The organism is Rugamonas fusca (genome assembly GCF_014042365.1).
Taxonomy (GTDB): Bacteria; Pseudomonadota; Gammaproteobacteria; order Burkholderiales; family Burkholderiaceae_D; genus Rugamonas; species Rugamonas fusca.
In genome coordinates, this window is sequence record NZ_JACEZS010000001.1 from 420,206 (window position 1) to 443,569 (window position 23,364).

General features: G+C 64.2%; 26 protein-coding genes. 20 read left to right on the top strand and 6 right to left on the bottom strand.

Annotated features, from left to right (window positions below; translation table 11 throughout):
- Positions 1-64: 64 nt before the first annotated feature.
- The gene (locus H3H36_RS01730; protein WP_182213280.1) at positions 65-1,768 is read right to left on the bottom strand and encodes an MFS transporter; all 1,704 of its coding nucleotides are present in this window, start codon (positions 1,766-1,768) and stop codon (positions 65-67) included.
- Positions 1,769-2,056: 288 nt separating this feature from the next.
- On the opposite strand from H3H36_RS01730, the gene H3H36_RS01735 reads away from it, so the two are divergent.
- The 8 genes from H3H36_RS01735 to H3H36_RS01770 all read left to right on the top strand — a co-directional run bounded on the left by H3H36_RS01735 (position 2,057) and on the right by H3H36_RS01770 (position 9,267).
- A complete protein-coding gene (locus H3H36_RS01735) occupies positions 2,057-3,235 on the top strand; it encodes an acetyl-CoA C-acyltransferase (RefSeq protein ID WP_182213282.1) in 1,179 nt (392 codons plus the stop codon).
- A gap of 66 nt (positions 3,236-3,301) precedes the next feature.
- A complete protein-coding gene (locus tag H3H36_RS01740; RefSeq protein ID WP_182213284.1) occupies positions 3,302-5,218 on the top strand; it encodes an acyl-CoA dehydrogenase in 1,917 nt (638 codons plus the stop codon).
- A gap of 21 nt (positions 5,219-5,239) precedes the next feature.
- A complete protein-coding gene (locus tag H3H36_RS01745) occupies positions 5,240-5,542 on the top strand; it encodes a Dabb family protein (RefSeq protein WP_182213286.1) in 303 nt (100 codons plus the stop codon).
- Positions 5,543-5,580: 38 nt separating this feature from the next.
- Positions 5,581-6,363 carry an SDR family oxidoreductase gene (locus tag H3H36_RS01750; RefSeq protein ID WP_182213289.1) on the top strand — a complete coding sequence of 261 codons (783 nt, stop codon included), beginning with the start codon at positions 5,581-5,583 and terminating at the stop codon, positions 6,361-6,363.
- 9 nt (positions 6,364-6,372) lie between these two features.
- Entirely contained in the window at positions 6,373-7,368 is a 996-nt protein-coding gene (locus H3H36_RS01755; RefSeq protein WP_375539562.1) for an NADP-dependent oxidoreductase, read from the top strand.
- A complete protein-coding gene (locus tag H3H36_RS01760) occupies positions 7,368-8,285 on the top strand; it encodes an SDR family oxidoreductase (RefSeq protein WP_182213293.1) in 918 nt (305 codons plus the stop codon). The genes H3H36_RS01755 and H3H36_RS01760 overlap by 1 nt, the downstream gene beginning before the upstream one ends.
- 44 nt (positions 8,286-8,329) lie before the next feature.
- Positions 8,330-8,767, top strand: a complete 438-nt coding sequence (locus H3H36_RS01765) for a GNAT family N-acetyltransferase (protein ID WP_182213295.1) — start codon at positions 8,330-8,332, stop codon at positions 8,765-8,767.
- 20 nt (positions 8,768-8,787) lie between these two features.
- Positions 8,788-9,267: an SRPBCC family protein gene (locus H3H36_RS01770; protein ID WP_182213297.1), complete on the top strand. Its 480-nt coding sequence runs from the start codon at positions 8,788-8,790 to the stop codon at positions 9,265-9,267.
- 6 nt (positions 9,268-9,273) lie between these two features.
- Here the strand turns inward: H3H36_RS01770 and H3H36_RS01775 are convergent, their stop codons facing one another.
- From H3H36_RS01775 to ygfZ, 3 genes are read right to left on the bottom strand one after another with little or no spacing between them, the layout of a single operon-like run.
- The gene (locus tag H3H36_RS01775; protein ID WP_182213300.1) at positions 9,274-10,017 is read right to left on the bottom strand and encodes an NRDE family protein; all 744 of its coding nucleotides are present in this window, start codon (positions 10,015-10,017) and stop codon (positions 9,274-9,276) included.
- Positions 10,008-10,298: a DUF4936 family protein gene (locus H3H36_RS01780; RefSeq protein ID WP_182213302.1), complete on the bottom strand. Its 291-nt coding sequence runs from the start codon at positions 10,296-10,298 to the stop codon at positions 10,008-10,010. The genes H3H36_RS01775 and H3H36_RS01780 overlap by 10 nt, the downstream gene beginning before the upstream one ends.
- Before the next feature lies 1 nt (position 10,299).
- Positions 10,300-11,361 carry a CAF17-like 4Fe-4S cluster assembly/insertion protein YgfZ gene (gene ygfZ / locus H3H36_RS01785; RefSeq protein ID WP_182213304.1) on the bottom strand — a complete coding sequence of 354 codons (1,062 nt, stop codon included), beginning with the start codon at positions 11,359-11,361 and terminating at the stop codon, positions 10,300-10,302.
- Between the two features lie 160 nt (positions 11,362-11,521).
- On the opposite strand from ygfZ, the gene mltG reads away from it, so the two are divergent.
- From mltG to fusA, 11 genes are all read left to right on the top strand, one after another.
- Positions 11,522-12,511, top strand: a complete 990-nt coding sequence (mltG, locus tag H3H36_RS01790; RefSeq protein WP_182213962.1) for an endolytic transglycosylase MltG — start codon at positions 11,522-11,524, stop codon at positions 12,509-12,511.
- 13 nt (positions 12,512-12,524) lie between these two features.
- Complete coding sequence (gene tmk / locus H3H36_RS01795) at positions 12,525-13,142, top strand: dTMP kinase (RefSeq protein ID WP_182213306.1); 618 nt, start codon at positions 12,525-12,527, stop codon at positions 13,140-13,142.
- Between the two features lie 47 nt (positions 13,143-13,189).
- Positions 13,190-14,227, top strand: coding sequence for a DNA polymerase III subunit delta' (locus H3H36_RS01800; RefSeq protein WP_182213308.1), 1,038 nt, complete (start codon positions 13,190-13,192; stop codon positions 14,225-14,227).
- A gap of 10 nt (positions 14,228-14,237) precedes the next feature.
- Complete coding sequence (locus tag H3H36_RS01805; RefSeq protein WP_182164529.1) at positions 14,238-14,615, top strand: PilZ domain-containing protein; 378 nt, start codon at positions 14,238-14,240, stop codon at positions 14,613-14,615.
- Positions 14,616-14,631: 16 nt separating this feature from the next.
- On the top strand, positions 14,632-15,159 hold the full coding sequence (locus H3H36_RS01810) for a GNAT family N-acetyltransferase (RefSeq protein WP_182213311.1): 528 nt from the start codon (positions 14,632-14,634) through the stop codon (positions 15,157-15,159).
- A 32-nt stretch (positions 15,160-15,191) separates the two neighbouring features.
- Positions 15,192-15,971, top strand: coding sequence for a TatD family hydrolase (locus H3H36_RS01815; protein WP_182213313.1), 780 nt, complete (start codon positions 15,192-15,194; stop codon positions 15,969-15,971).
- A 7-nt stretch (positions 15,972-15,978) separates the two neighbouring features.
- Positions 15,979-16,656 (top strand): ankyrin repeat domain-containing protein, encoded by a 678-nt coding sequence (locus tag H3H36_RS01820; protein ID WP_220459563.1) that lies wholly within the window; start codon positions 15,979-15,981, stop codon positions 16,654-16,656.
- Positions 16,657-16,795: 139 nt separating this feature from the next.
- Positions 16,796-17,719: a class I SAM-dependent methyltransferase gene (locus H3H36_RS01825; RefSeq protein ID WP_182213315.1), complete on the top strand. Its 924-nt coding sequence runs from the start codon at positions 16,796-16,798 to the stop codon at positions 17,717-17,719.
- A gap of 70 nt (positions 17,720-17,789) precedes the next feature.
- Positions 17,790-18,053: a hypothetical protein gene (locus H3H36_RS01830; protein WP_229219657.1), complete on the top strand. Its 264-nt coding sequence runs from the start codon at positions 17,790-17,792 to the stop codon at positions 18,051-18,053.
- 179 nt (positions 18,054-18,232) lie between these two features.
- Positions 18,233-18,433 carry a hypothetical protein gene (locus H3H36_RS01835; RefSeq protein ID WP_182213317.1) on the top strand — a complete coding sequence of 67 codons (201 nt, stop codon included), beginning with the start codon at positions 18,233-18,235 and terminating at the stop codon, positions 18,431-18,433.
- A gap of 121 nt (positions 18,434-18,554) precedes the next feature.
- Positions 18,555-20,666: an elongation factor G gene (gene fusA, locus H3H36_RS01840; protein WP_182213319.1), complete on the top strand. Its 2,112-nt coding sequence runs from the start codon at positions 18,555-18,557 to the stop codon at positions 20,664-20,666.
- Positions 20,667-20,713: 47 nt separating this feature from the next.
- On the opposite strand, the gene H3H36_RS01845 is transcribed toward fusA, so the two are convergent.
- Positions 20,714-21,223 carry a hypothetical protein gene (locus H3H36_RS01845; protein ID WP_182213321.1) on the bottom strand — a complete coding sequence of 170 codons (510 nt, stop codon included), beginning with the start codon at positions 21,221-21,223 and terminating at the stop codon, positions 20,714-20,716.
- A gap of 158 nt (positions 21,224-21,381) precedes the next feature.
- On the opposite strand from H3H36_RS01845, the gene H3H36_RS01850 reads away from it, so the two are divergent.
- The gene (locus H3H36_RS01850) at positions 21,382-22,206 is read left to right on the top strand and encodes a M48 family metallopeptidase (protein WP_182213323.1); all 825 of its coding nucleotides are present in this window, start codon (positions 21,382-21,384) and stop codon (positions 22,204-22,206) included.
- Between the two features lie 69 nt (positions 22,207-22,275).
- On the opposite strand, the gene H3H36_RS01855 is transcribed toward H3H36_RS01850, so the two are convergent.
- Entirely contained in the window at positions 22,276-23,349 is a 1,074-nt protein-coding gene (locus tag H3H36_RS01855; protein ID WP_182213325.1) for an acyltransferase family protein, read from the bottom strand.
- Between the last annotated feature and the right edge of the window lie 15 nt (positions 23,350-23,364).

A 23,364-nucleotide genomic window follows, 5' to 3' on the forward strand; every position in this document is an offset into this window, starting at 1 on the left:
ACACGGTTTTCCCATGCGGAAAAACCGTGTTACGTCCCCGATTTTGCTTTGGTGCTAGTTGGGCCTAGTCCGCGGCGTAGATGTCGTTGTCGCGGGTTTCCTTGACGAACAGCGCACCGATGACCACCGTGAGCAGCGCCACGACGATCGGATACCACAGGCCATAGTAGATGTCGCCCTTGAATGCCACCAGGGCGAACGCCGTGGTCGGCAGCAGGCCGCCAAACCAGCCGTTGCCGATGTGGTAGGGCAGCGACATGGACGTGTAGCGTATGCGGGTGGGGAACATTTCCACCAGCATGGCGGCGATCGGGCCGTACACCATCGTCACGTACAGCACCAGGATGAACAGGATCAGCACCATCATCGGCCGGTTGATCTGGTCCTCGTCGGCCTTGGCGGGATAGCCGGCGGCCTTGACGGCGGCCGCCGTATCCTTCTTCAGGGCCGCTTCGGCCTTCTTGCTGGCGGCGTCGAAGTTCAGGCCATCGGGCGTCATCACGGCGTTGAACGAGGCGATCTCCTTGTCGCCGATCTTGATCACGGCCACCGAACCGGCCGGCGCGTCCACCTTGGTGTAGGCGACCGAGCTGTTCGACAATATGCCGGTGGCGATGTCGCACGAGGACGGGAATTTCTTCTGGCCCGTCAGGTTGAACTGGAAGTGGCAGGAGGCCGGGTCGGCCACCACGGTCACGGGCGAATTCTTCAGGGCCGCTTCCAGCGCCGGGTTGCCATAGTGGGTCAGTGCGCCAAACAACGGCATGTAGGTGACGGCGGCCAGCAGGCAGCCGCCGAGGATGATGTACTTGCGGCCCACCTTGTCGGCCAGGCTGCCGAAGAAGATGAAGAACGGCGTCGCCAGCGCCAGCGCCACGGCGATCATCAGGGTGGCGTTGACGATGTCGATCTTCAGGGTCTGCTGCATGAAGAACAAGGCATAGAACTGGCCCGTGTACCACACGACGGCCTGGCCCATGGTCAGGCCGATCAGGGCCAGCACCACGATCTTCAGGTTGCGCCACTTGCCGAACGCTTCGCTCAGCGGGGCCTTGGAAGTCCGGCCTTCGGCCTTCATGCGGGCGAAGGCGGGCGATTCATTCATCGACAGGCGGATCCACACGGAAATGCCCAGCAGCAGCACGGACACGAGGAAGGGCACGCGCCAGCCCCAGGCGTTGAACGCCTCCTCGCCGATGGCCTTGCGGGTGCCCAGGATCACCAGCAGCGACAGGAAAAAGCCCAGCGTGGCCGTGGTCTGGATCCATGAGGTGAACGCGCCGCGCTTGCCGTTGGGCGCGTGCTCGGCCACATAGGTGGCGGCGCCGCCGTATTCGCCGCCCAGCGCCAGCCCTTGCAGGATGCGCAGCGACACCAGGATGATGGGCGCGGAAATGCCGATCGCCGCGTGGCTGGGCAGCAGGCCGACGATGAAGGTGGAACCGCCCATGATCAGGATCGTGATCAGGAAGGTGTACTTGCGGCCTATCATGTCGCCGAGGCGGCCGAACACGAGCGCGCCGAACGGGCGCACGATGAAGCCGGCCGCGAACGCCAGCAGGGCGAAGATGAAGGTGGTGGTCGGGTCGCCGACGAAGAATTGCTTGGCGATGATGGAGGCGAGCGAGCCGTACAGGTAGAAGTCGTACCATTCAAAGATGGTGCCCAGCGAGGATGCGAAGATGACCTTGCGCTCCTCCGCGGTGATCGCGCCGGCCTTAGGAGGCGGATTGCGCAGATCGGCACTGGTGCCGGATGAAACTGCCATGATGAGTCTCCTGATTTTATTGTGCTTTTTTTGTCTTGAATCACATGAACTGACGGGATACAACGTTGTCAGCTTGGTTTGAGTCTGAGCGCTTAACCTTACGGTAAGCTTGCGTCAAACTTACGCCAAGCTTACAGCCGGTGCCGCAAAAACGCTGGGCGTGCGGTGCCGGAAAAATTTGCGAACGGTCGTACTAAAATATGCTATTCTTACCTTCATCGCAGTAGTTACCGCGGCCGCCATGGGGTGCGCGCGCGGCTCAAAACCATTACCCATCAGGAGACTCACATGATAGATGCCGTCATCGTATCGACCGCCCGTACCCCTCTGGCCAAATCGTGGAAAGGCGCGTTCAACATGACGCACGGCGCCACCCTGGGTGGCCACGCGCTGCAGGCGGCCATCGCCCGCGCCAACATTGAAGCGGGCGAAGTGGAAGACGTGCTGGTGGGCTGCGCCAATCCTGAAGGCGCCACCGGCGGCAACATCGCCCGCCAGATCGCGATCCGCGCCGGTTGCCCGGTGACGACGGGCGGCATGACCGTCAACCGTTTCTGCTCGTCGGGCCTGCAAACGATCGCGCTGGCGGCCCAGCGCATCATCGCCGGCGAGGGCGACATCTACGCGGCCGGCGGCGTCGAATCGATCTCCTGCGTGCAGCAGGAGATGAACCTGCATATGTACAAGGAAGTGTGGCTGTCCGAGCACAAGCCGGAAATCTACTGGCCCATGCTGCAAACGGCCGAGACCGTGGCCAAGCGCTACAACATCAGCCGCGAGCGCCAGGACGAGTACGGCGTGCAGAGCCAGCAGCGCGCGTCGGCCGCCCAGGCCGCCGGCCTGTTCAACGCCGAGATCGTGCCCATGACCACCGTGATGGGCGTGGCTGATAAAGCCAGCGGCATGTTGCTGAGCCGCGAAGTGACCGTCTCGGCTGACGAGGGCATCCGCGCCGACACCACCTACGAAGCCGTGTCCAAGATCCGCAGTGCCGTGCCCGGTGGCGTGATTTCCGCCGGCAATGCCAGCCAATTCTCGGACGGCGCCTCGATGGCCGTGGTGATGAACGCCAGGACAGCCGCCGCCAAGGGCTTGCAGCCGCTCGGCATCTTCCGCGGCTTCGCCGTGGCCGGCTGCGAGCCGGACGAGATGGGCATCGGTCCCGTGTTCGCCATCCCCAAGCTGCTCAAGCAGGCCGGCCTGTCGGTGGCCGACATCGGCCTGTGGGAACTCAATGAAGCGTTCGCCGTGCAAGTGCTGTACTGCGCCGACAAGCTGGGCATCCCCATGGACCGCCTGAACGTGAACGGCGGCGCCATCGCCGTCGGCCATCCCTATGGCGTGTCGGGCGCCCGCCTGACCGGCCACGCACTGATCGAAGGCAAACGCCGCGGCGTCAAATACGTGGTGGTGACCATGTGCATTGGCGGCGGCCAGGGCGCTGCCGGCCTGTTCGAAGTGGTCTGACCCACCTGCCACGGGCGTCCTGCGGGGCGCCCGTTTCATTTCCGCTCACCGATAAAGGACTGCATCATGCAATCCACGATTTTGTCGCGCCGCGATATCGCGTTCATGCTGTACGAATGGCTCGATGCGCAGGCGCTGGGTCAACGCGCCCGTTTCCAGGACCATAATCGCGAAACCTTCGACGCCGCCATCGACACGGCCGAACAGATCTCCACCGAGCTGTTCGCGCCGCACAACAAGAAAAGCGACCAGCAGGAACCGCACGCCATCGCCGGCGACGGTTGTTTGCGCGTGCAGATCATCCCCGAGGTCAAGACCGCGCTCGACGCGTTCTCGGCCGCCGGCCTGATGGCGGCCGGCCAGGACTTCGAGCGCGACGGCATGCAATTGCCCACCGTGGTCGAGAAAGTGCTGTCCGCCTACTTCACCGCTGCCAACGTCAGCACGGCCGCCTATATCTTCCTCACCATCAGCAACGCCAACACCTTGCTCAAGCATGGGTCGGCCCTGCAGGTGCGCCGCTTCGTCGAACCCATGTTCGCCGGCAAGTTTTTTGGCACGATGTGCCTGTCCGAGCCGCAAGCCGGGTCCAGCCTGTCCGACATCACCACCCGCGCCGAGCCGGACCCCGTGGCGGGACCGGAAGGCGAGCGCCAGTTCCGCCTGCGCGGCAACAAGATGTGGATTTCCGCTGGCGAACACGATCTGGCTGGCAATATCGTCCACCTCGTGCTGGCCAAGATTCCCGGTCCCGATGGCAAGCTGGTGCCTGGCGTCAAGGGCATCTCCCTGTTCGTCGTCCCCAAGTTCCTCGTCAACGACGACGGCAGCCTTCGTGAGCGCAACGACGTGGTGCTGGCCGGCCTCAACCACAAGATGGGCAACCGGGGCACGAGCAACTGCCTGCTCAATTTTGGCGAAGGCAAGTTCAAGCCCGAAGGCAAGGGCGGCGCCATCGGCTATCTGGTCGGCCAGCCGGGCCAGGGCCTGGCGTGCATGTTCCACATGATGAACGAGGCCCGCATCGCCGTCGGCCTCGGCGCGGCCGTGCTCGGCTACACGGGTTATCTGCATGCGCTCGATTACGCGCGCAACCGGCCGCAGGGCCGCCATCCGGCCCAGAAAGATCCGGCCCAGCCGCAGTTGCCCATCATCGAGCACACGGACGTGCGGCGCATGCTGCTGGCCCAGAAAGCCTACGTGGAAGGCGGCCTGGGCCTGGTGTTGTACAGCGCGCGGCTGGTGGACGAGCAGCGCACGGCCGAGACGCCGGAGGCGCGCGAGCACGCCGGCCGGTTGCTGGACTTCCTCACGCCGATCACCAAGAGCTGGCCATCGCAGTGGTGCGTGGAAGCGAACAGCCTGGCCATCCAGGTGCACGGCGGTTATGGCTACACGCGTGAATACAACGTCGAACAGTTCTACCGCGACAACCGCCTGAATGCGATCCACGAGGGCACGCACGGGATCCACGGCCTGGACCTGCTGGGCCGCAAGGTGACGCTGCAGGATGGGGCGCTGTTCAAGTCCTTTGCGGGCGAGCTGCGCAAGACCGTGCGCAAGGTGCGCGGCAGCGTGGCCGTGCCACGCGAAGACAGCGCCAACCTCACGGTGGCGCAAGCCACGCAACTGATGGCCGACCTGACCGCCCACGCGGCCGCGCTGGAAGCGGCATGGCAGCGAGTGGAACAAGTGACCCAGACCCTGTATGCTGCGGGCGACATGAACAAGACCCTGGCCAACGCCAGCGTCTACCTGGAAGCGGTCGGCCACGTGGTGGTGGCCTGGATCTGGCTGCAGCAGGCCTTGCTGGCTGCCAGCCATCTGCCCGGTGCCAGTGCCGACGATGCCGATTTCTACCGGGGCAAGTTACAGGCGTGCCGCTACTTCTTCCACTGGGAATTGCCCAAGGTCGAAGCCCAGCTGGCCTTGCTGGAAAGCCTGGACACGACCACCCTTGATATGCAGGACAGGTGGTTTTAACTCATTCGATATGAAAAACATATGATCAAGCACATCGTGATGTGGAAGCTGAAAGACCATGCGGAGGGCGCCGACCGCGCCGCCAACGCCGCCCGCATGAAAGCCATGCTGGACGGCTGCGCCAACCTGACACCCGGCATCCTGGCGTTTGAAGCCGTGGTGGCCCAGCCGGGCCTGGAAGCGACCTATGACGTGATCCTGTACTCGGAATTCGCGGACAAGGCGGCGCTGGACGCTTACCAGAACCATCCCGGCCATCAGGCACTCAAACCGTTTTTCAGCGCCGTGCGCGAGGCGCGCCAGTGCATGGACTACGAAATCTGATCCTCGCATCAACCTTCCAACCATAGGACGACAGACATATGCGTACAACTCAAGAATTGTTTTCGCTGGCCGGCAAGACGGCCCTGGTGACGGGCGGCTCGCGCGGCCTGGGCCTGCAAATGGCGCTGGCGCTGGGCGAGCAGGGCGCCAGGGTGGTGATTTCCTCGCGCAAGCAGGCTGACCTGGACGAAGCGCTGGCCTTCCTGGCCCAGCATGGCGTAAGCGCCCACGCGATCCCGGCCGACCTGTCGCAGGACGCGGCGGCCGAGGCGCTGGTGACGGCTGCGCTGGCCCAGTTGGGCCATATCGACATCCTGGTCAATAACGCCGGCGCCACCTGGGGCGCGCCGGCCGAGGACCATCCGGTCGAAGCGTGGGACAAGGTGATGAACCTCAACATCCGCAGCATCTTCCTGGTGTCGCAGCTGGTGGGCAAGCGCTCGATGATCCCGCGCAAGTATGGCCGCATCATCAATATCGCCTCGATCGCCGGCCTGAGCGGCAATCCGCCCGGCACCATGCAGACCATCGCCTACAACACCTCGAAGGCGGCCGTGATCAACTTCACGCGCGCGCTGGCCGGCGAGTGGGGCGTGCACGGCATCACGGTCAACGCCATCGCGCCGGGCTTCTTCCCGTCCAAGATGACCAAGGGCATCCTCGATCACCTGGGTGCGGAAAAGCTGGCCAAGGGCGCGCCGCTGCAGCGCATCGGCGACGATGAGGACTTGAAGGGCACCACCGTGCTGTTCGCGTCCGACGCGGGCAAGCACATCACCGGCCAGACGCTGGCGGTGGATGGCGGCGTATCGGCGGTCTGAGCGATGACGATGACACAATACCAACGGCTGGTGCTGGCCGCCCGTCCGCGCGGCGAAGTCCAGGAATCGGATTTTCGGCTGGAGACGGTGGCCGTGCCCGAACTGGGCGATGGCCAAGTGCTGGTCCGTAACCACTACCTGTCGCTGGACCCCTACATGCGCGGGCGCATGAGCGCGGCCAAGAGCTATGCCGCCTCGCAGGCGCTGGATGAGACCATGATAGGCGGCACGGCCGGCCAGGTGGTGGCGTCGCGCCATCCACGCTTTGCGGAAGGCGATTTCGTGGCGGGCATGCTGGGCTGGGCCGAGATGGGCGTGGCCGACGGCGGCCAGCTGCGCAAGGTCGACACCAGCCAGATCCCGTTGTCGGCCTACCTGGGTGTGGTCGGCATGCCGGGCATGACGGCGTGGTATGGCATGCACCAGATCCTGCAGGCCAAGGCCGGCGAAACCGTGTACGTGTCGGCCGCCAGCGGCGCCGTTGGCAGCGCCGTGGGCCAGTTGGCCAAGTTGCGCGGCTGCCGTGCCGTGGGCGTCGCTGGCGGCAAGGAGAAATGCGACTATGTCGTCAACGCGCTGGGTTTTGATGCCTGCGTGGATTACAAGGCCGGCAACCTGGATGCCGACCTGGCCGCCGCCGCGCCCAACGGCATCGACGCCATTTTTGAGAACGTGGGGGGCGCCGTGTTCGATGCGGCGCTGGCGCGCACCAATGCCTTTGCGCGCGTGGCCCTGTGCGGCTTGATTGCCGGCTACAACGGCCAGGAACTGCCGATCCGCAACGCGCGCTTGCTGCTGCTGAACCGCATCACGCTGCGCGGTTTCATCGTCACCGAGCACATGGAATTCTGGCCGCAAGGCTTGACGGAACTGGGCCTGCTGGTGGCCCAGGGCAAACTGAAGTACCGGGAAACGGTGGCGCAGGGCCTGGCCAGCGCACCGCAAGCATTCAAGGGCCTGCTCCAAGGCCATAACTTCGGCAAACAACTGGTGAAATTAATCTGATGAAAAACTTCCAAGGAAAAGTAGCGGTCATTACGGGCGGCGCCAGCGGATTGGGGCGCGAATTCGCCAACGTGGCGGCCAGGCTGGGCATGAAGCTGGTGCTGGCCGACGTGCAGCGCGATGCGCTCGACCGCGCCCGCGATGAATTGGCGGCCCAGGGCGCGGCGGTGCAGGCCCTGGTATGCGATGTACGCAAGGGCGAGCAGGTCCAGGCGCTGGCCGATGCGGCCATGGAAGCCTACGGCGCCGTGCACCTCCTGTTCAACAACGCCGGCGTCGGTTCCGGCGGCCTGATCTGGGAAAACACGGAGGCGGACTGGGAGTGGGTGCTGGGCGTGAATGTGTGGGGCGTGATCCATGGGGTGCACATCTTCACCAAACTGATGCTGGAGGCGGCGGCCCGCGATCCTGAATTTGAGGGCCATATCGTCAACACGGCCTCGATGGCGGGCCTGGTCAACGCGCCGGCCATGGGCGTGTACAACGTCTCCAAGCATGCCGTGGTGTCGCTGTCCGAGACCCTGTACCAGGACTTGCAACTGGTGCAGGCGCCGATCGGTGCGTCCGTGCTGTGCCCGTACTTTGTGCCAACCGGCATCAGCCAGTCGCACCGCAACCGGCCCGCCGACGTGCGCATGACGCAGGGCCCCACGGCCAGCCAGCTGGTGTCGCAAGCGATGACGGACAAGGCGGTCACGTCCGGCAAGGTGTCGGCGGCCGAGGTGGCGGAGGTGACGTTCAAGGCCATCGCCGACGGCCAGTTCTACATCTACTCGCATCCGGGCGCGCTGGCTGGCGTGCGCGAGCGGATGGAAGACGTGCTGGCACAGCGCAACCCGAGCGATCCGTATCAGGGTAACCCCCAGGTGCGCGACCTCTTGCGTGCCAAAATGCAAGCAGGTGCTGGCCCGCGCTAATACCGCGTGCGACAATCGTGGCTGGTTCAACTATTATTAGCGTTATGAATAACGACACCAGCCACGACATCCGCCTGGGCACCTGGGACACCCTGAACGCCGACGCCAAGGCCATCCGCTTCGACGTCTTCGTGGCGGAGCAGAATGTTCCGGCCGAAATCGAACTGGACGACATGGATGCCGTCTGCCTGCACGCGGTGGCGTACGATGCGGCCGGCGTGCCCATAGGCACCGGCCGTTTGCTGCCAGATGGCCATATCGGCCGCATGGCCGTGCGCAAGACGGCGCGCGGCCGCGGGGTGGGCGGCGCCTTGCTGCAGGCGTTGATGGCGCAGGCGCGTGCGCGCGGCGACCAGCGCGTCGTGCTGAGCGCGCAGACCCACGCGGCGCCGTTCTACCAACGCCACGGCTTCAGCATCGCCGGCGAGGCGTTTTACGAAGCGGGCATCGCCCACATCGACATGCAGCTGACCTTTGCCTGACCTTCCGAAGGGAGTGCGCCATGCAACACATCGCAGATGAATACGATTCGGACCTGGACCTGGTGTTCGAACGGACGGTGGAACTGAGCCCGGCGCAGATCTGGGCGGCCTGGACCCAACCAGCCCACGTGGTGCACTGGTTCACCCCGGCACCCTGGAAAACGCTGACGTGCGACATCGACCTGCGCCCGGGTGGTGTGTTCCGCACCGTGATGTGCTCGCCCGAAGGGCAGCAGCACCCCCATGTGGGCTGCTTCCTGGAGATCGTGGAAAACCAGCGCCTGGTGTGGACTGACGCGCTCGCGCCAGGTTACGGCCCGTCGGCCAACCCGTTCATCACGGCCTACATCACGCTGGCGCCCGAAGGCAGTGGCACCCGCTACCACGCCCGTGCCCGCCACAAGAACAGTGAAGACATGCTGCGCCATGTCGACATGGGCTTTGAACGGGGCTGGGGCCTGGCGCTGGACCAGATGGTGGCTTACATGCAATCGCTCTAGCAGGACTTACTGGATCAGCACTTCGTGCAGTACGGCCGGCGCGTCGGCATACAGCTTGACGACGGTTGAGGTGCGGGTGCCATAGCCCGGCGTTTCGATGCGCACGGCCGACAGCACCCGTTCCAGGTCCAGCGGCACGCCCGTCTCCGGCAGCCGCTGGTCGGGCGCCGGGGTGGTATCGGCCAGCATTTCAAAGAACGCTTCGTCGGGCGCGCCCAGGCACAGCAGGCTGGCGAACTGCGCCTTCGTTTTCAGCACCTTGGGCCAGGGCGCGTCCAGCCGCGCGTTGGACAGGCCGTAGATGCCCGGTTCCAGCGGCTGGCCATTGCGCGGGTCGTCCTGGCCCTTGTTGGAGAACCAGATCAGGGTATCGCGGTCGCCCAACACCAGGTTGAAACCATTGTAGGCGTGGCAGTCGCCCCGGATCGCTTCCACGTACGCTTGCGGCGACATGCTGCCGGCCAGGTAATCGGACACCAGGTGGCCGCGCGAGGGCGCGTCATCGCGGTGCTCCGACGGGCAGCGGATGTTGGTGATGGCGGCGAAGCGCGGCGATTGCCCGGACTGGCCCGACTGGGCGATGCCCATCCAGCTGCCGCCGGCCTTCAGGTCGCGCCCGCCATAGACGTGGGGATGTTCGGGCCAGGCGCCGGCCGGCGCCGTGGCCCGTTCGTAGAATTCATCGCGGTTGGCGGCCGCGATCAGCGGCACGGCGGGCACCACTTTCCAGGCGAAGACGATCAGGCACATGGGACCATATCCATAAACACTTCAACGTGGCGCGCGCCGGCGATGAGCGCCGGCACGCCTGCCTGTTCCACGGCCGCGGCCAGCGCTGCGCTGAATCCTTCGCCGGTGGACGGATAGACTTCCATCCATGTCTGCAAGCCGTCGCGCGCTTCCGGCCGGCGCTTGAGCTGGCCGGCCACGCCTTGCTGGTGCGCCAGCGCTGCCTGCATGGCGGACACGCGGGGCAGCAGGGCAGGCGCGTCCGCTTCCCGCACCTGGTAATAAATGTACAGATCGCGCATGTCAGAGGTCGAGCGGGTCCAGCACGTAAGGCATGGGCAGAAATTGTAAAGCGATACCTTCAGCCGAACCCACCCGCACGGACGCCCGTTCGATGGCGTCCAGCTTCATTTCCACCAGGGCATCCACGCCGCCCAGGCCATTGGGGGCGGCGTTGACGATCATGCCGCAAGGCTGCTCGGGATCGGCGGTGGCGTATACTTCCATGCCGGGGGCCGCCTGCATGTCGGGAATGGCGACGAGCGTGGTGCGCCGCTTGAGCTTGCCCAGATACTGGCTGCGGGCGACGATCTCCTGGCCCGGATAGCACCCCTTCTTGAAGTTGACGCCGCCCAGCAGTTCAAAATTGACCATTTGTGGCACGAATTGCTCCTGGGTGGCGGCGGTCACCAGCGGCACGCCCGCGTGGATGGACGACAGTTGCCACGCATCATTCCCGCCCACGGCCAGCCGGGCCGACAGCACGGGCCACACGGCGGCGGCCGTCTCGGCGCTGGTGAGCCACTGGTAGCGCGGGGCGCCAAACGCGTCGGCCACGCGGATCAGGGTCCCCATGGTGTGATCGAGCTTGCCATAGGCTTGCGCGGGCAGGGCATCGAACCAGGTCGACAGGACGGCATCGGCCTGCTTGCCGCCCACGCCCAGCACCACGGCGTTGGCCGGCGCTTCGGTCGCGTCGCTCAGTTTGGTCTTGGCCCGCAGCACGAACATCTGCAGGCGCTTCTGCAGGGCGGGCTGGATGGCGCGCGGCAGTTGCAGGAAGACGGTGTCGGCGTTACGCCATACAAGGAAAGTGGCCAGCAAGCGGCCCTTGGGGGTGCAGTAGCCAGCCAGGCGGGCCGTATCGAGGCCCAGGTGTTCGACATCGTTGGTCAACTGATTGTGCAGGAAGGAAGCGGATTCCTCGCCGTTCAGGGCAATCAAACCCAGGTCCGTCAGCGGCGCGGCGAAGCCGTTGGCCAGCTCGGCGGCCGTCAAGGTGCGGCCGAAATCACGGAATTGCGCCGGGGCCTGTTCCGTACCGCGCGCGCCTTGCTGGGTTAAAAGTTGATTCCAAGTATTCATAATTTCCAGAAGTTTGACGATGAAAGCATTATCATTACGGGCTCATTATAGTGATCCCGCGAATTTCGCGCCGGAGGTGGCGCAAATCTGGCGTGCCGTGAGGCTGGCAAGCCGGGCGATTCTGGTCCACTATGCAGATATAACCTAAGACTTGACCATGATGTCCCTCATTAAAAAACTCATTAGCCTAGGTTTGCTGGCCGCGCTGGCGGCGGGCGGCTATTTCGCGTGGTGGGCGCAAAACCCCATCACGCCGGACGACGCGCCGCCGGTGGACTTCACCATCGCGCCCGGCAGCGGCGCCCATGCCGCTGGCCAGCAGATGGCCGACGCCGGCGTGCCCATGGAACCCTTGCTGTTCAACTTGCTGGCGCGCGCCACGTCCTCCAGCGCGCGCCTGAAGGCGGGCGCCTACGAGCTGAAACCCGGCACCACGCCCTTGCGCCTGATGGAGCAACTGGTCAAGGGCGAGTTCGCCCAGGAAGCGCTGACCATCATCGAAGGCTGGACCTTCCGCCAGATGCGCCAGGCCGTGGCCGCCAGCAAGGGCTTGAAACACGATACGGCCGACCTGTCGGACCAGGCGTTGATGGCGCAAATCGATAGCGACTTCAAGCGCCCCGAAGGCCTGTTCTTCCCCGATACCTATTTGTTCCCCAAAGGCTCCAGCGACTTGCTGGTATTCAAGCAAGCCCACGCGGCCATGCTGGCGCGCCTGGGTGACGCCTGGAGCAAGCGCGATCCCGCCTTGCCATACAAGACGCCATACGAGGCGTTGACCATGGCCTCCATCGTGGAAAAGGAGACGGGGCAAAAGTCCGAGCGCAACATGATCGCCGCCGTGTTCGTGAACCGCCTCAAGCTGGGCATGCTGCTGCAGACCGACCCCACCGTCATCTACGGCATGGGCGACAAGTACGATGGCAAGATCCGCAAGAAGGACCTGGAGACGGACACGCCGTACAACACCTACACGCGCGCTGGCCTGCCGCCCACGCCGATCGCCTTGCCGGGCGTGCAGTCGCTGGCGGCCGCCCTGGCGCCGGCCAAAAGCCCGGCCCTGTATTTTGTCTCGCGCGGCAACGGTACCAGCCAGTTTTCCGACAACCTGACCGACCACAACCGGGCGGTCAACCAATATCAACGATAGGCAGCATCGCTACATGACTCAACAACGCGGCAAATTCATCAGTTTCGAAGGCATCGACGGCGCTGGCAAATCCACCCATATCGGCTTCACGGCCGACTACCTGCGCACCAAGGGCAAGGAGCTGGTCAGCACGCGCGAGCCGGGCGGCACGCCATTGGGCGAGAAGCTGCGCGAACTGGTGCTGCATGAAAAAATGCACCTGGAAACGGAAGCCTTGCTGATGTTCGCCAGCCGCCGCGAACACCTCGCCCAGGTGATCGAACCGGCACTGGCCCGTGGCGCCTGGGTCATCTCCGACCGCTTCACGGACGCCAGTTTCGCCTACCAGGGCGGCGGGCGCGGCCTCGCGCGCGACAAGCTCGATGCGCTGGAGCAGTGGGTGCATCCCCACCTGCAGCCGGATCTGACCCTGCTGTTCGACGTGCCGCTGGAAGTGGCCCGCGCGCGGCTCGACGCCACCCGCGCGCTCGACAAGTTTGAACAGGAAAAGGCGGACTTTTTCAGTGCCGCGCGCAATGAATACCTGCGCCGGGCCGCCCAGTTCCCTGAACGCTTCCGCGTGATCGACTCGACCCAGACCATCGCCGCTATTCAAGATCAGTTGGCGGTCCTGCTTGATGCGCTGTTGTAACTTTAAAAGTATTGCATAAGCAGTTGTTTTAAAACAAAATACCACCAATGAGCAATTCCATTTACCCGTGGCAGCAAGATGCCTGGCGCCAGCTCCAACAGCTGCGCGCCCGCATGCCGCACGCCATCCTGTTCCACGGCGCGGCCGGCATCGGCAAGTCGGACTTCATCGAGCGCTTTGCCCAGGGTTTGCTGTGCGAAGCCGTGCTGCCAGACGGCCATGCCTGCGGCCAGTGCGTGTCCTGCGGCTGGTTCTCGCAGCAAAACCACCCCGACTACCGCCGTGTGCGGCCCGAGGCACTGGAAGATGAACCGGCGGCCGACGGCGAGGAGGGCGGCGACGCCGAGGCGAAGAAGTCGGCCAAGTCATCCAAGGCACCGTCCAAAGAGATCAAAATCGAACAGATCCGCAATCTGGCCGATTTCATGAACATCTCCACCCACCGCCAGGGCTTGCGCGTGGTGGTGCTGTACCCGGCCGAAGCGCTCAACATGCCGGCCTCGAACGCGCTGCTGAAAACGCTGGAAGAACCACCACCCGGCACCGTGTTCCTGCTGGCCTCGAACAGCCTGGACCGGCTGCTGCCCACCATCCTGTCGCGCTGCCGCAAGTTCGCGCTGCCCATGCCATCCCATGCCCAGGCGCTGGCCTGGCTGCAGGCGCAAGGCGTGGCCGATGCCGACAGCTGGCTGCGCGAGCAGGGCGGTTCGCCGCTGGCCGCGCTGGCCCAGGCCGAGACGGGCAACCGCGACGACATGGACACCTTGCTGCAGCTGCTGGCCCGCCCCAGCGTGGAAGGGGCGCTGAAAACGGCCGAAAAATTGCAGAAAGTGGCGCTCGCGGCCCAGGTTTCTTGGATGCAGCGCTGGCTTTATGACATGTTTTCCTACAAACTGGCGGGGAATATCCGCTACTATCCGCGCTACCGCAAGGAACTGGCGGGCCTGGCCGACAGGATCCACGTCAGCCGCCTGCTGGCCGCGCTGAAGGCGGCCAACGAGCGCCGGGCCACGGCCGATCACCCGCTGTCGCCCAAGCTGTTCATCGAAGACATGCTGCTCGATTACGCAGCATGCTGTGCCTGAAAGGAAACGCATGAGCGCTAACCCTGTCGATCCGAGCGCCGCGCCGGTTGCACGGCCCACGGTCTTGTCGCTGGCGATCAAGGAAAAGGCGGCCTTGTACGCCGCCTACATGCCGTTCCTGAAAAATGGCGGCATGTTCGTGCCGACCCAGAAACCGTACAAGCTGGGCGACGAGATCTACCTGATCCTGGCCCTGATGGACGACCCCAACAAATATCCGATCGCCGGCAAGGTGGCCTGGATCACGCCGCCGGGCGCCCACAACAACAAGGCGCAAGGCATCGGCGTGCATTTCCCCGATGACGAGAGCGGCCAAAGGGCCCGCCTGCGCATCGAGGAAATCCTCGGCGCCGCCCTGCGTTCGTCGCGCGCCACCCATACGCTTTAATTTGCCCTTTGTTTCCATGTCCGCTTTCCGTCACCGCCTGGCCACGCTGGCCGACCTGCCCACGATCGTGGCCATCTACAACAGCACCGTCGCCTCGCGCGAAGTGACGGCCGATACCGAGCCAGTGTCGGTCGAATCGCGCCTGCACTGGTTCAACGAGCATGCGCCCGAGCGGCGGCCGCTGTGGGTGATCGAGGCGGCCGATGACGACGGCGCCAGTCCCGCCATCCTGGGCTGGATCTCGTATTCGAATTTCTACGGCCGCCCCGCGTACGCGGGCACGGCGGAGGTGTCGATTTATATCGATGAAGCGTGGCGGGGCAAGGGCGTCGGTCGTTACTGCCTGGAACAGGCGATCGCCTACGCGCCCAGCATCAAGGTCCACACCTTGCTGGGCTTCATCTTCGGGCACAACGCGCCCAGCCTGGGCCTGTTCCGCAAATATGGCTTCGACACCTGGGCCAACCTGCCGCGCGTGGCCAATCTGGACGGCGTGGAGCGTGACCTGGTCATCCTTGGCAAGCGGGTGGATGGAACGGGCTGACCGGGGCAGGCTTGGCGGGTTACAATCACGCCATGTATATCGATTCTCATTGCCATATCAATTTCCCCGAGCTGGCCGCTCGCATGCCTGACATCCTCGCCAAGATGGCGGAAAACAAGGTCAGCCACGCCCTGTGCGTGTCGGTCGACTTGCCGGATTTCCCCCAGGTGCTGGCCCTGGCCGAACAATATCCCCACATTTACGCGTCGGTGGGCGTGCATCCCGATTACGAGGATACGCCGGAGCCCACCGTGGACGAGCTGGTCCGGCTGGCCGACCATCCGAAAATCATCGCCATCGGCGAGACCGGCCTCGATTATTTCCGCCTGACGGGCGACCTCGAATGGCAGCGCGAGCGCTTCCGCACCCACATCAAAGCATCAAGAATCACCCGTAAGCCCTTGATTATCCATACCCGCTCCGCCAGCGAGGATACGATACGCATCATGCGCGAGGAGGGCGCGGGCACGGATAAAGGTGGCGTGGCCGGCGTCATGCACTGCTTCACGGAGTCGCTCGAGGTGGCGCGCGCCGCCATCGACATGGGCTTCTACATTTCCTTCTCCGGCATCGTGACGTTCAAGAGCGCCAAGGAATTGCAGGCTGTGGCGCTGGAAGTGCCGCTGGAGCGTATCCTGATCGAAACCGATTCGCCCTACCTCGCCCCCGTGCCGCATCGTGGCAAGATGAACGAACCTGGCTTCGTGGCCCATGTCGGTGAATTCATCGCCAGGCTCAAAGGCTTGCCGGTGGAGCAGGTGGCGCAGCAGACCACGGACAATTTCTTCAATCTTTTCAACATCGTACGATGAGCTTTTGATGGGAATTTTGAACTCCAGACGCCGTCTGTTGATGGTCGCTGCGGCCTTATCGCTGACCATCCCCGCCGCGTTCGCCGCCGAGGATGCGCGCGCCGTCGATTTCTTCCGCGCCATCCAACTCGACAACGTGGGCCCCATCAAGCGGGCATTGTCCCAAGGCCTGGACCCCAATGTGCGCGAGCCGGAGCGTGGCGAAACGGGGCTGATCGTCGCCATGCGTTACGGCGCGATGAACACGTTTGACCTGCTCCTGGCCCAGCCCGGCATCCAGCTCGAAGCGCGCGCGCCCAATGGCAATACGGCGTTGATGATGGCCGCCTTCCGCCAAAACAAGTCTGCCGTGCTGACGCTGCTGGGCAAGGGCGCGGCCGTCAATCAGCCGGGCTGGACGGCGCTGCATTACGCCGCCGCCTCCAACAGCACCGACATCATCAACCTGCTGCTCGAGCGCCACGCCGCGATCGACGCCCCATCACCGAGCGGCCTGACGCCGTTGATGCTGGCCGCCCGTGAAGGCCAGGAAGCGGCCGTCCAGCTGCTGCTGGAACGGGGCGCCGATGCCACGCTGAAAGATGGCGCCTACCACCAGACGGCCGCGGAATTTGCCACCAAGGCCGATAAGCCCTGGATCGCTGAAACCATCCGCAAACACCTGGCCAGCCGCGCCAAACGTTAAGCTGTGCGTGTAGTTCATTTTACAAACGGGGAATTGGCGGGTAATTCCTGTCCAGCTCTCCGCTTGGCTAGTCGGCAAGCTTGACGATAATGGTCCCGCCGTATTGACGATTTGCAATACGATCCAACAAGGGACAACCATGCTGAACGAACGCGAAATTGAAAGCTGCTACCTGGGGCAGTTCATTCCAGTCCACTACCATCACAACATGTTGATGGATCAAAACCGCATGCATGGTTTCAAGTCGGCCATCGACTACGCGGTCAAGCCCGGCGCCAAGGTGCTGGAACTGGGAGGCGGCACGGGCGTGCTGTCCTGGTTCGCCGCCGCCAAGGCCGACAAGGTCTATTGTGTCGAATTCAATCCGGACATGGTCAAGGAGGCGCGCAAGATGCTGGCGCTGAATGCCAATGGCCACAAGGTGGAGGTGATCCACGCGGACGCTTTCGAATACCTGCCGCCCGAACCAGTGGACGTGGTGATCTGCGAGATGATCCACGTCGGCATGCTGCGCGAGAAACAGGTCGAAGTGATTGAATCGTTCAAGCGCCGCTATGCCGCCCGTTTCGGCGGCCCGCTGCCCGTATTCCTGCCGGAAGCGGTGATCATGGCGGTGCAGCCCTTGCAGCAAGAGTATGATTTCGAAGGGTTCTATGCCCCCATCGTGCAGTTCCAGGAAACCACGGCTATCCATCCCGGCACCGTGGAAATGGCGCAGCCGGCCGTGTACAGCATCATCGATTTCAGCCAGCCCAATGAACTGGTCTACAGCTGGCAGGGCAAATTCGTTGTCGAGCGTGGTGGCCAGATCAACGCCATGCGCTTCGTCACCAAGAACATCCTGGCCGTTGTCAGCGAGCGTTCCACCACCATCGACTGGCTCAACCACTACATGACCCTGCCGCTGGCCATCCCCGTGCGCGCCAGCGAGGGCGACGTGCTGCAGGTGAGTTTCCAGTATCGTGCGGGCGGTTCCATCCCATCGCTGCAGGCATCGCTGAAGGCCGAGATCCTGTACGAAGCGGCGCACCAGCCGGTCCAGTTCGTTCCAGCCTACGCCTGAGCGCCGGGAAACGCCCGCGGCAGGCGCCGCGGGCTTATACTTCGTCTTTCACACTTGAGATGCAAGACGAATGAATATGGAACAGCAGGAAAAAATCGACCAGCGCTACCTGGTGCAGCAAAACAAAGTCAGCGATGGCGAAACCAAGCCGCCCGTTTTCGCCAAGGTCATGCGCAGCAAGACCGGGGTATTCGAGGGCGTGTCGTTCATCAAATCGAAGGACAAGGCGACCGTGATGACGCGCGCCGAGGCCAACCAGGCCATCGAATGGGCGACCAAGAAGAAGCCGAACGCGCGCGACTACGTCACCAAGATCATTTGCGTGGGCCAGTAAGCGGCTCCCTGCGGCTCGGCGCGCGCCTGTCGTGGCTGGTGCGGCCGTTGCGCCGTCTATCCGTTGATTTCCACCGTTTATCGCTTCCGGCCGCTGCCGGTCGCATGGTCTTTGCCCAAGCCTTGCCAGCGGCATACAGTGAGGGCTCGACCTTGTGGCCAGGCTTAAGGAGTGCCGTCATGCTGAGTTTTATCTTGTGGTTGGTGTTGCTGGTGCTGTGCTGGCCGCTGGCGTTGCTGGCGCTGTTCCTGTATCCCATCGTGTGGCTGCTGATGCTGCCGTTCCGGCTGGTGGGCATCGGCGTGGACGCCGTGTTTGAGTTGTTGCGCGCCATCGTCATGCTGCCAGCGCGCATGCTGCGCGGGGCGCCGGGACGCTAGCCGGCCGCGTGTGCTCCGCGCCTTGAAATTGCGCCGGCGCACCATACTTCAGTTCTCCATTGCTGTTAGAATTTGTGCACGACTTCGCCGTCGTCGGCAGTCGTCGTTCAAGGAGAATGTGATGACCCGCAAGACACCTATCGAGCGTTACCGCAATATCGGCATCAGCGCCCACATCGACGCCGGCAAGACCACCACCACCGAGCGCATCCTGTTCTATACGGGCGTCAACTACAAGATCGGCGAGGTCCATGAAGGTGCCGCGACGATGGACTGGATGGAGCAGGAGCAGGAGCGGGGCATCACCATCACGTCCGCCGCCACGACGGCCTTCTGGAAAGGCATGGCCGGCAATTTCCCTGAACATCGCATCAACATCATCGATACGCCGGGCCACGTCGATTTTACGATCGAGGTGGAGCGCTCGATGCGCGTGCTGGACGGCGCCGTCATGGTGTACGACGCCGTGGGCGGCGTGCAGCCGCAGTCGGAGACCGTCTGGCGCCAGGCCAACAAGTACGGTGTGCCGCGCATCGCCTTTGTCAACAAGATGGACCGGGTGGGGGCCGACTTCTTCCGCGTGCGCCAGCAGATCGCCGACCGGCTGAAAGGTGTCGCCGTGCCGATCCAGATCCCGCTGGGGGCGGAAGACAACTTCCACGGCGTGGTGGACCTGGTCAAGATGCGCGCCATCAATTGGGACGATGCCAGCCTGGGCGTCAAGTTCACCTACGAGGACATTCCCGCCCACCTGCAGGCATTGGCGGCCGAGTGGCGCGAGAAGATGGTGGAGGCGGCCGCCGAAGCGACGCCCGAGCTGATCGAAAAATACCTGAACGGCGAGCCGTTGACGGAGGAGGAAATCAAGTCCGGCCTGCGCCAGCGCACCATCCGCAATGAGATCGTCCCCATGCTGGCCGGTAGCGCCTTCAAGAACCGGGGCGTGCAGGCCATGCTGGACGCGGTGGTCGAATACCTGCCTTCGCCGCTGGACGTGCCGGCCATCGCGGGCCATGACGTGCATGACAACCTGATCGAACGCCATCCGTCGGACGCCGATCCGTTCTCCGCGCTCGCGTTCAAGATCATGACCGATCCCTTCGTGGGGCAGCTGACGTTCTTTCGGGTCTATTCCGGCGTGGTCAATTCGGGCGACACCGTGTACAACCCCACCAAGAGCCAGCGCGAACGGCTGGGCCGCATCCTGCAGATGCACGCCAACGAGCGCAAGGAGATCAAGGAAGTGTATGCGGGTGATATCGCGGCGGCTGTGGGCCTGAAGTCGGTGACGACCGGCGACACCTTGTGCGCGCCCGATCACATCATCGTACTGGAAAAGATGTCCTTCCCCGAGCCCGTGATCTCGCAGGCCGTGGAGCCGAAGACCAAGGCCGACCAGGAAAAGATGGGCATCGCCCTGAGCCGGCTGGCGCAGGAAGACCCGTCCTTCCGCGTACGCACGGACGAGGAATCGGGCCAGACCATCATGTCCGGTATGGGCGAACTGCACCTGGAAATCCTGGTCGATCGCATGCGCCGCGAGTTCGGCGTGGAGGCAACCGTGGGCAAGCCGCAGGTGGCCTACCGGGAGACCATACGCAAGGCGGTGCAGGACATCGAGGGCAAGTTCATCAAACAGTCCGGTGGCCGGGGCCAGTACGGCCACGTGGTGCTGTCGCTGGAACCGCTCCCGTCCGGCAAGGGCTACGAATTCGTGGACGCGATCAAGGGTGGCGTGGTGCCGCGCGAATTCATCCCGGCCGTCGACAAGGGGGTGCAGGAGACGCTGCAGAACGGCGTGCTGGCCGGCTACCCGGTGGTGGACGTGAAGGTGACGCTGACATTCGGCTCCTACCACGACGTGGACTCGAACGAGAACGCCTTCCGCATGGCAGGCTCGATCGCCTTCAAGGATGGCATGAAGCGGGCCGACCCCATCCTGCTGGAACCGATGATGCACGTGGAGGTGGAAACGCCGGAGGAATTCATGGGCAACGCCATGGGCGATTTGACGGCGCGGCGGGGCATGGTGCAGGGCATGGACGAAATCCCTGGCGGTGGCGGCAAGATCATCCGCGCGCTGGTGCCGCTGGCCGAGATGTTCGGCTATTCGACCACGCTGCGTTCACTCACGCAGGGCCGGGCCACGTACACGATGGAGTTCCAGCACTACGCGGCCGTGCCGCCGCACATCCTGGAGCAGGTGGCTGTGTCATCGCGCGCCCGGCACTGAGCGATGCAGAAGGCGGGGCGTGGGATGTCGCGCCCCGCCGCCCGCCGTTACTCGAACACTTTCAGTTTGAGCTGGACCGAGATGGCGCCATACAGGCGATCCTTGTAGCTCGGCACAATCGCCACGTTCACGCCCACGCTCTTGTATTCGGCGCTCAGGGTGGGGATGGCGGCCAGGAACCAGCCGCCACTACGCATATTGGGATAGCCGTTGAAGCCGCCGGCCACGGCGCCCAGCCGCACCGGGCCAAGCGCGAACGGCTGGTAGTAGATGCCCGCATAATTCGAGTAGAGACGGTCGCTGTTGTAGAAGCGGCCAGCCGTCACGGAAGCGACAGTCGAAAAGCGGTATTCCGCGCCTATGCCAGGATTGCGGTCGTTCAGGTGCTTGTCGCGCTGGAAGTGGTAGGAGTAGAAGCCGGGATTGAGCCACACTTCACTGAGCGGCTTGTTCTCGATCGTCGTGAACAGATCGTCCGCGTGGACGGGCAGGGCACCTGCCAGCAGCACGGCGGCGCAGGCGAGGCGGCAGGCACGAAGGCCGGGGGTAAGGATCATCGTCAAACTTTCGTCCAATTGGCGGGATGCGGCAAATTATAGCCAATTGGGGAAAGATCACACACCGGCGTGGTTGGCGCGCGCCAGGGTTGATCTGCGTTAGATGGTTTTAAATTTCCAGGCAGAAAATATGATCTCCTTCCTTCGGAGACACCGCCATGAAACTATCGCACCTGCGCCGCCATCTACAACTCGCCGCCGTCGCCGCCGCCATCCTGCTCAGCGCCTGCGCCAGCACCACCAAGCCGGGCGTGGTTGGCGTCCAGCGCCAACAACTGCTGCTCGTGTCGGCCGATACGGTCGAACGCATGGCGCTCGTCAACTACACGCAGCAAAACCAGAAGGCCAAGGCCGCCGGCCGCCTGGTCGCCAGCGGGCCGGAACTGGAACGGCTCAAGCGTGTGGCCGGCCAGTTGGAAAAGCAGGTCGGGGTGTTCCGCGACGATGCCGTGAAGTGGAGCTGGCAAGTGACGCTGATCGACGCGCCCATTCTCAACGCCTCCTGCGCACCCGGAGGCAAGATCACGTTCTACACGGGCTTGCTGCGCCAGCTCAAACTCAATGACGATGAAATCGCCGTCATCATGGGGCATGAGATCGCCCATGCGCTACGCGAACATGGCCGCGAGCAGGTGTCCAAGGCTTACGCCCAGAACGCGCTGACCCAGGTCGCGCTGACGGCCGCACCGGGCAGCGCGGCCCAGATCGAGGCCGCCAACCAGGTGGCGCATTACCTGTACGAGCTGCCCAATTCGCGCCAGAACGAATCGGAGGCCGATGGCATGGGGCTGGAACTGGCGGCCCGCGCCGGCTACAACCCGAATGCCGCCATCACCGTCTGGAAGAAGATGAGCGCGGCCAGCAATGGCAAGCAGCCGGCCGAGTTCCTGTCCACCCATCCGTCCAATGAGACGCGCATCGCCGACTTGAGCGCACTGATGCCCAAGGTGACGCCGCTGTACGAGGCAAGCCGCAGGAACTAGCGGATGGCTGCGGATGGCGGGTGCCGGGCATGCCGGTCCTCCGCCATCCGCCGTCCCTCGGCCGCGATACTAGACTGTGATGCGCCAGCCGCGCCGTTCGAAACCGTGCATGGCCAGCCAGAACAGGCCGGTGAAGACGGCCGCGAACAGCAGCGACGGCAGGAATGGCCCCATCAACGGAGTGAGCGGCGCGCGGAACAGGCGGTCGTACAGTGGGGCCATGGCGCCGCTGCCCTCCAACAGGCAGGTGGCCAGCCACGCGCCCGCATAGGCGGCGATGGCGTTGATGCCCAGGCAGCGGCCCAGGTCAGGCCAGCCCTGACGGTCGATCAGACTATGGGCCAGCGCCACGGCCAGCATGCCCAGCCCGCCCATCCACAATACGAACGAGGACGTCCACAGCTGCTTGTTCAATGGCAGGACTAGCGACCACAGGCCGCCCACGGCCAGCGTCACCAGTCCGCCCCACAGCAGCGCGCGCAGATCCCGTGCCCGCAGCCAAGCGCCCGCGCGCATGCCCAGCATAACAGTGGCCAGCGCCGGCAGGGTACTGAGCACGCCTTCCGGATCGTGGGCCAGTCCGGTGGCCGGATTGAATTGATAGGCCAGTCGGCCCAGTAGGGCTGTGTCCACGCGGTCCACCAGGTTCAGGTCGGGCGCCAGCGCCCCGCCCGCCCAAAGCAGCGCCCAATAGCCGGCCAGGATGCCAGCGATGATGGCCCACTGGGTTCGCGCCCTGGGCACATAAATGGCGAGCAGGCCGGCCCCGGCGAAACAGATACCTATCCTTTGCAGTACCCCCAGCAAGCGAAAGTCCCTGCCATGCAGCAGCAGGGCGGCCGCGCCATGCAAGGCAAGGCCGAGCAAAAAGATGCGCGCGCCGCGGACCAGGACCGCACGCGCCATGGGCGCGGCCGGCGCCCGCGCATCGATCTTCGCCCCCAGTGCCAGCTGGATCGAGATACCGACGATCAGCAGGAAGAAAGGGAAAATGAAATCGGCCGGCGTGGCGCCATGCCATTCGGCGTGTTCCAGCCACGGATAGACATGGGACCAGTCGCCGGCGTCGTTCACCAGCAGCATGGCGGCGACGGTCAGGCCCCGCAGGGCGTCGATGGAGGAGATGCGGGAGGTGGGCGGCATGGTTGGCACAGGTGT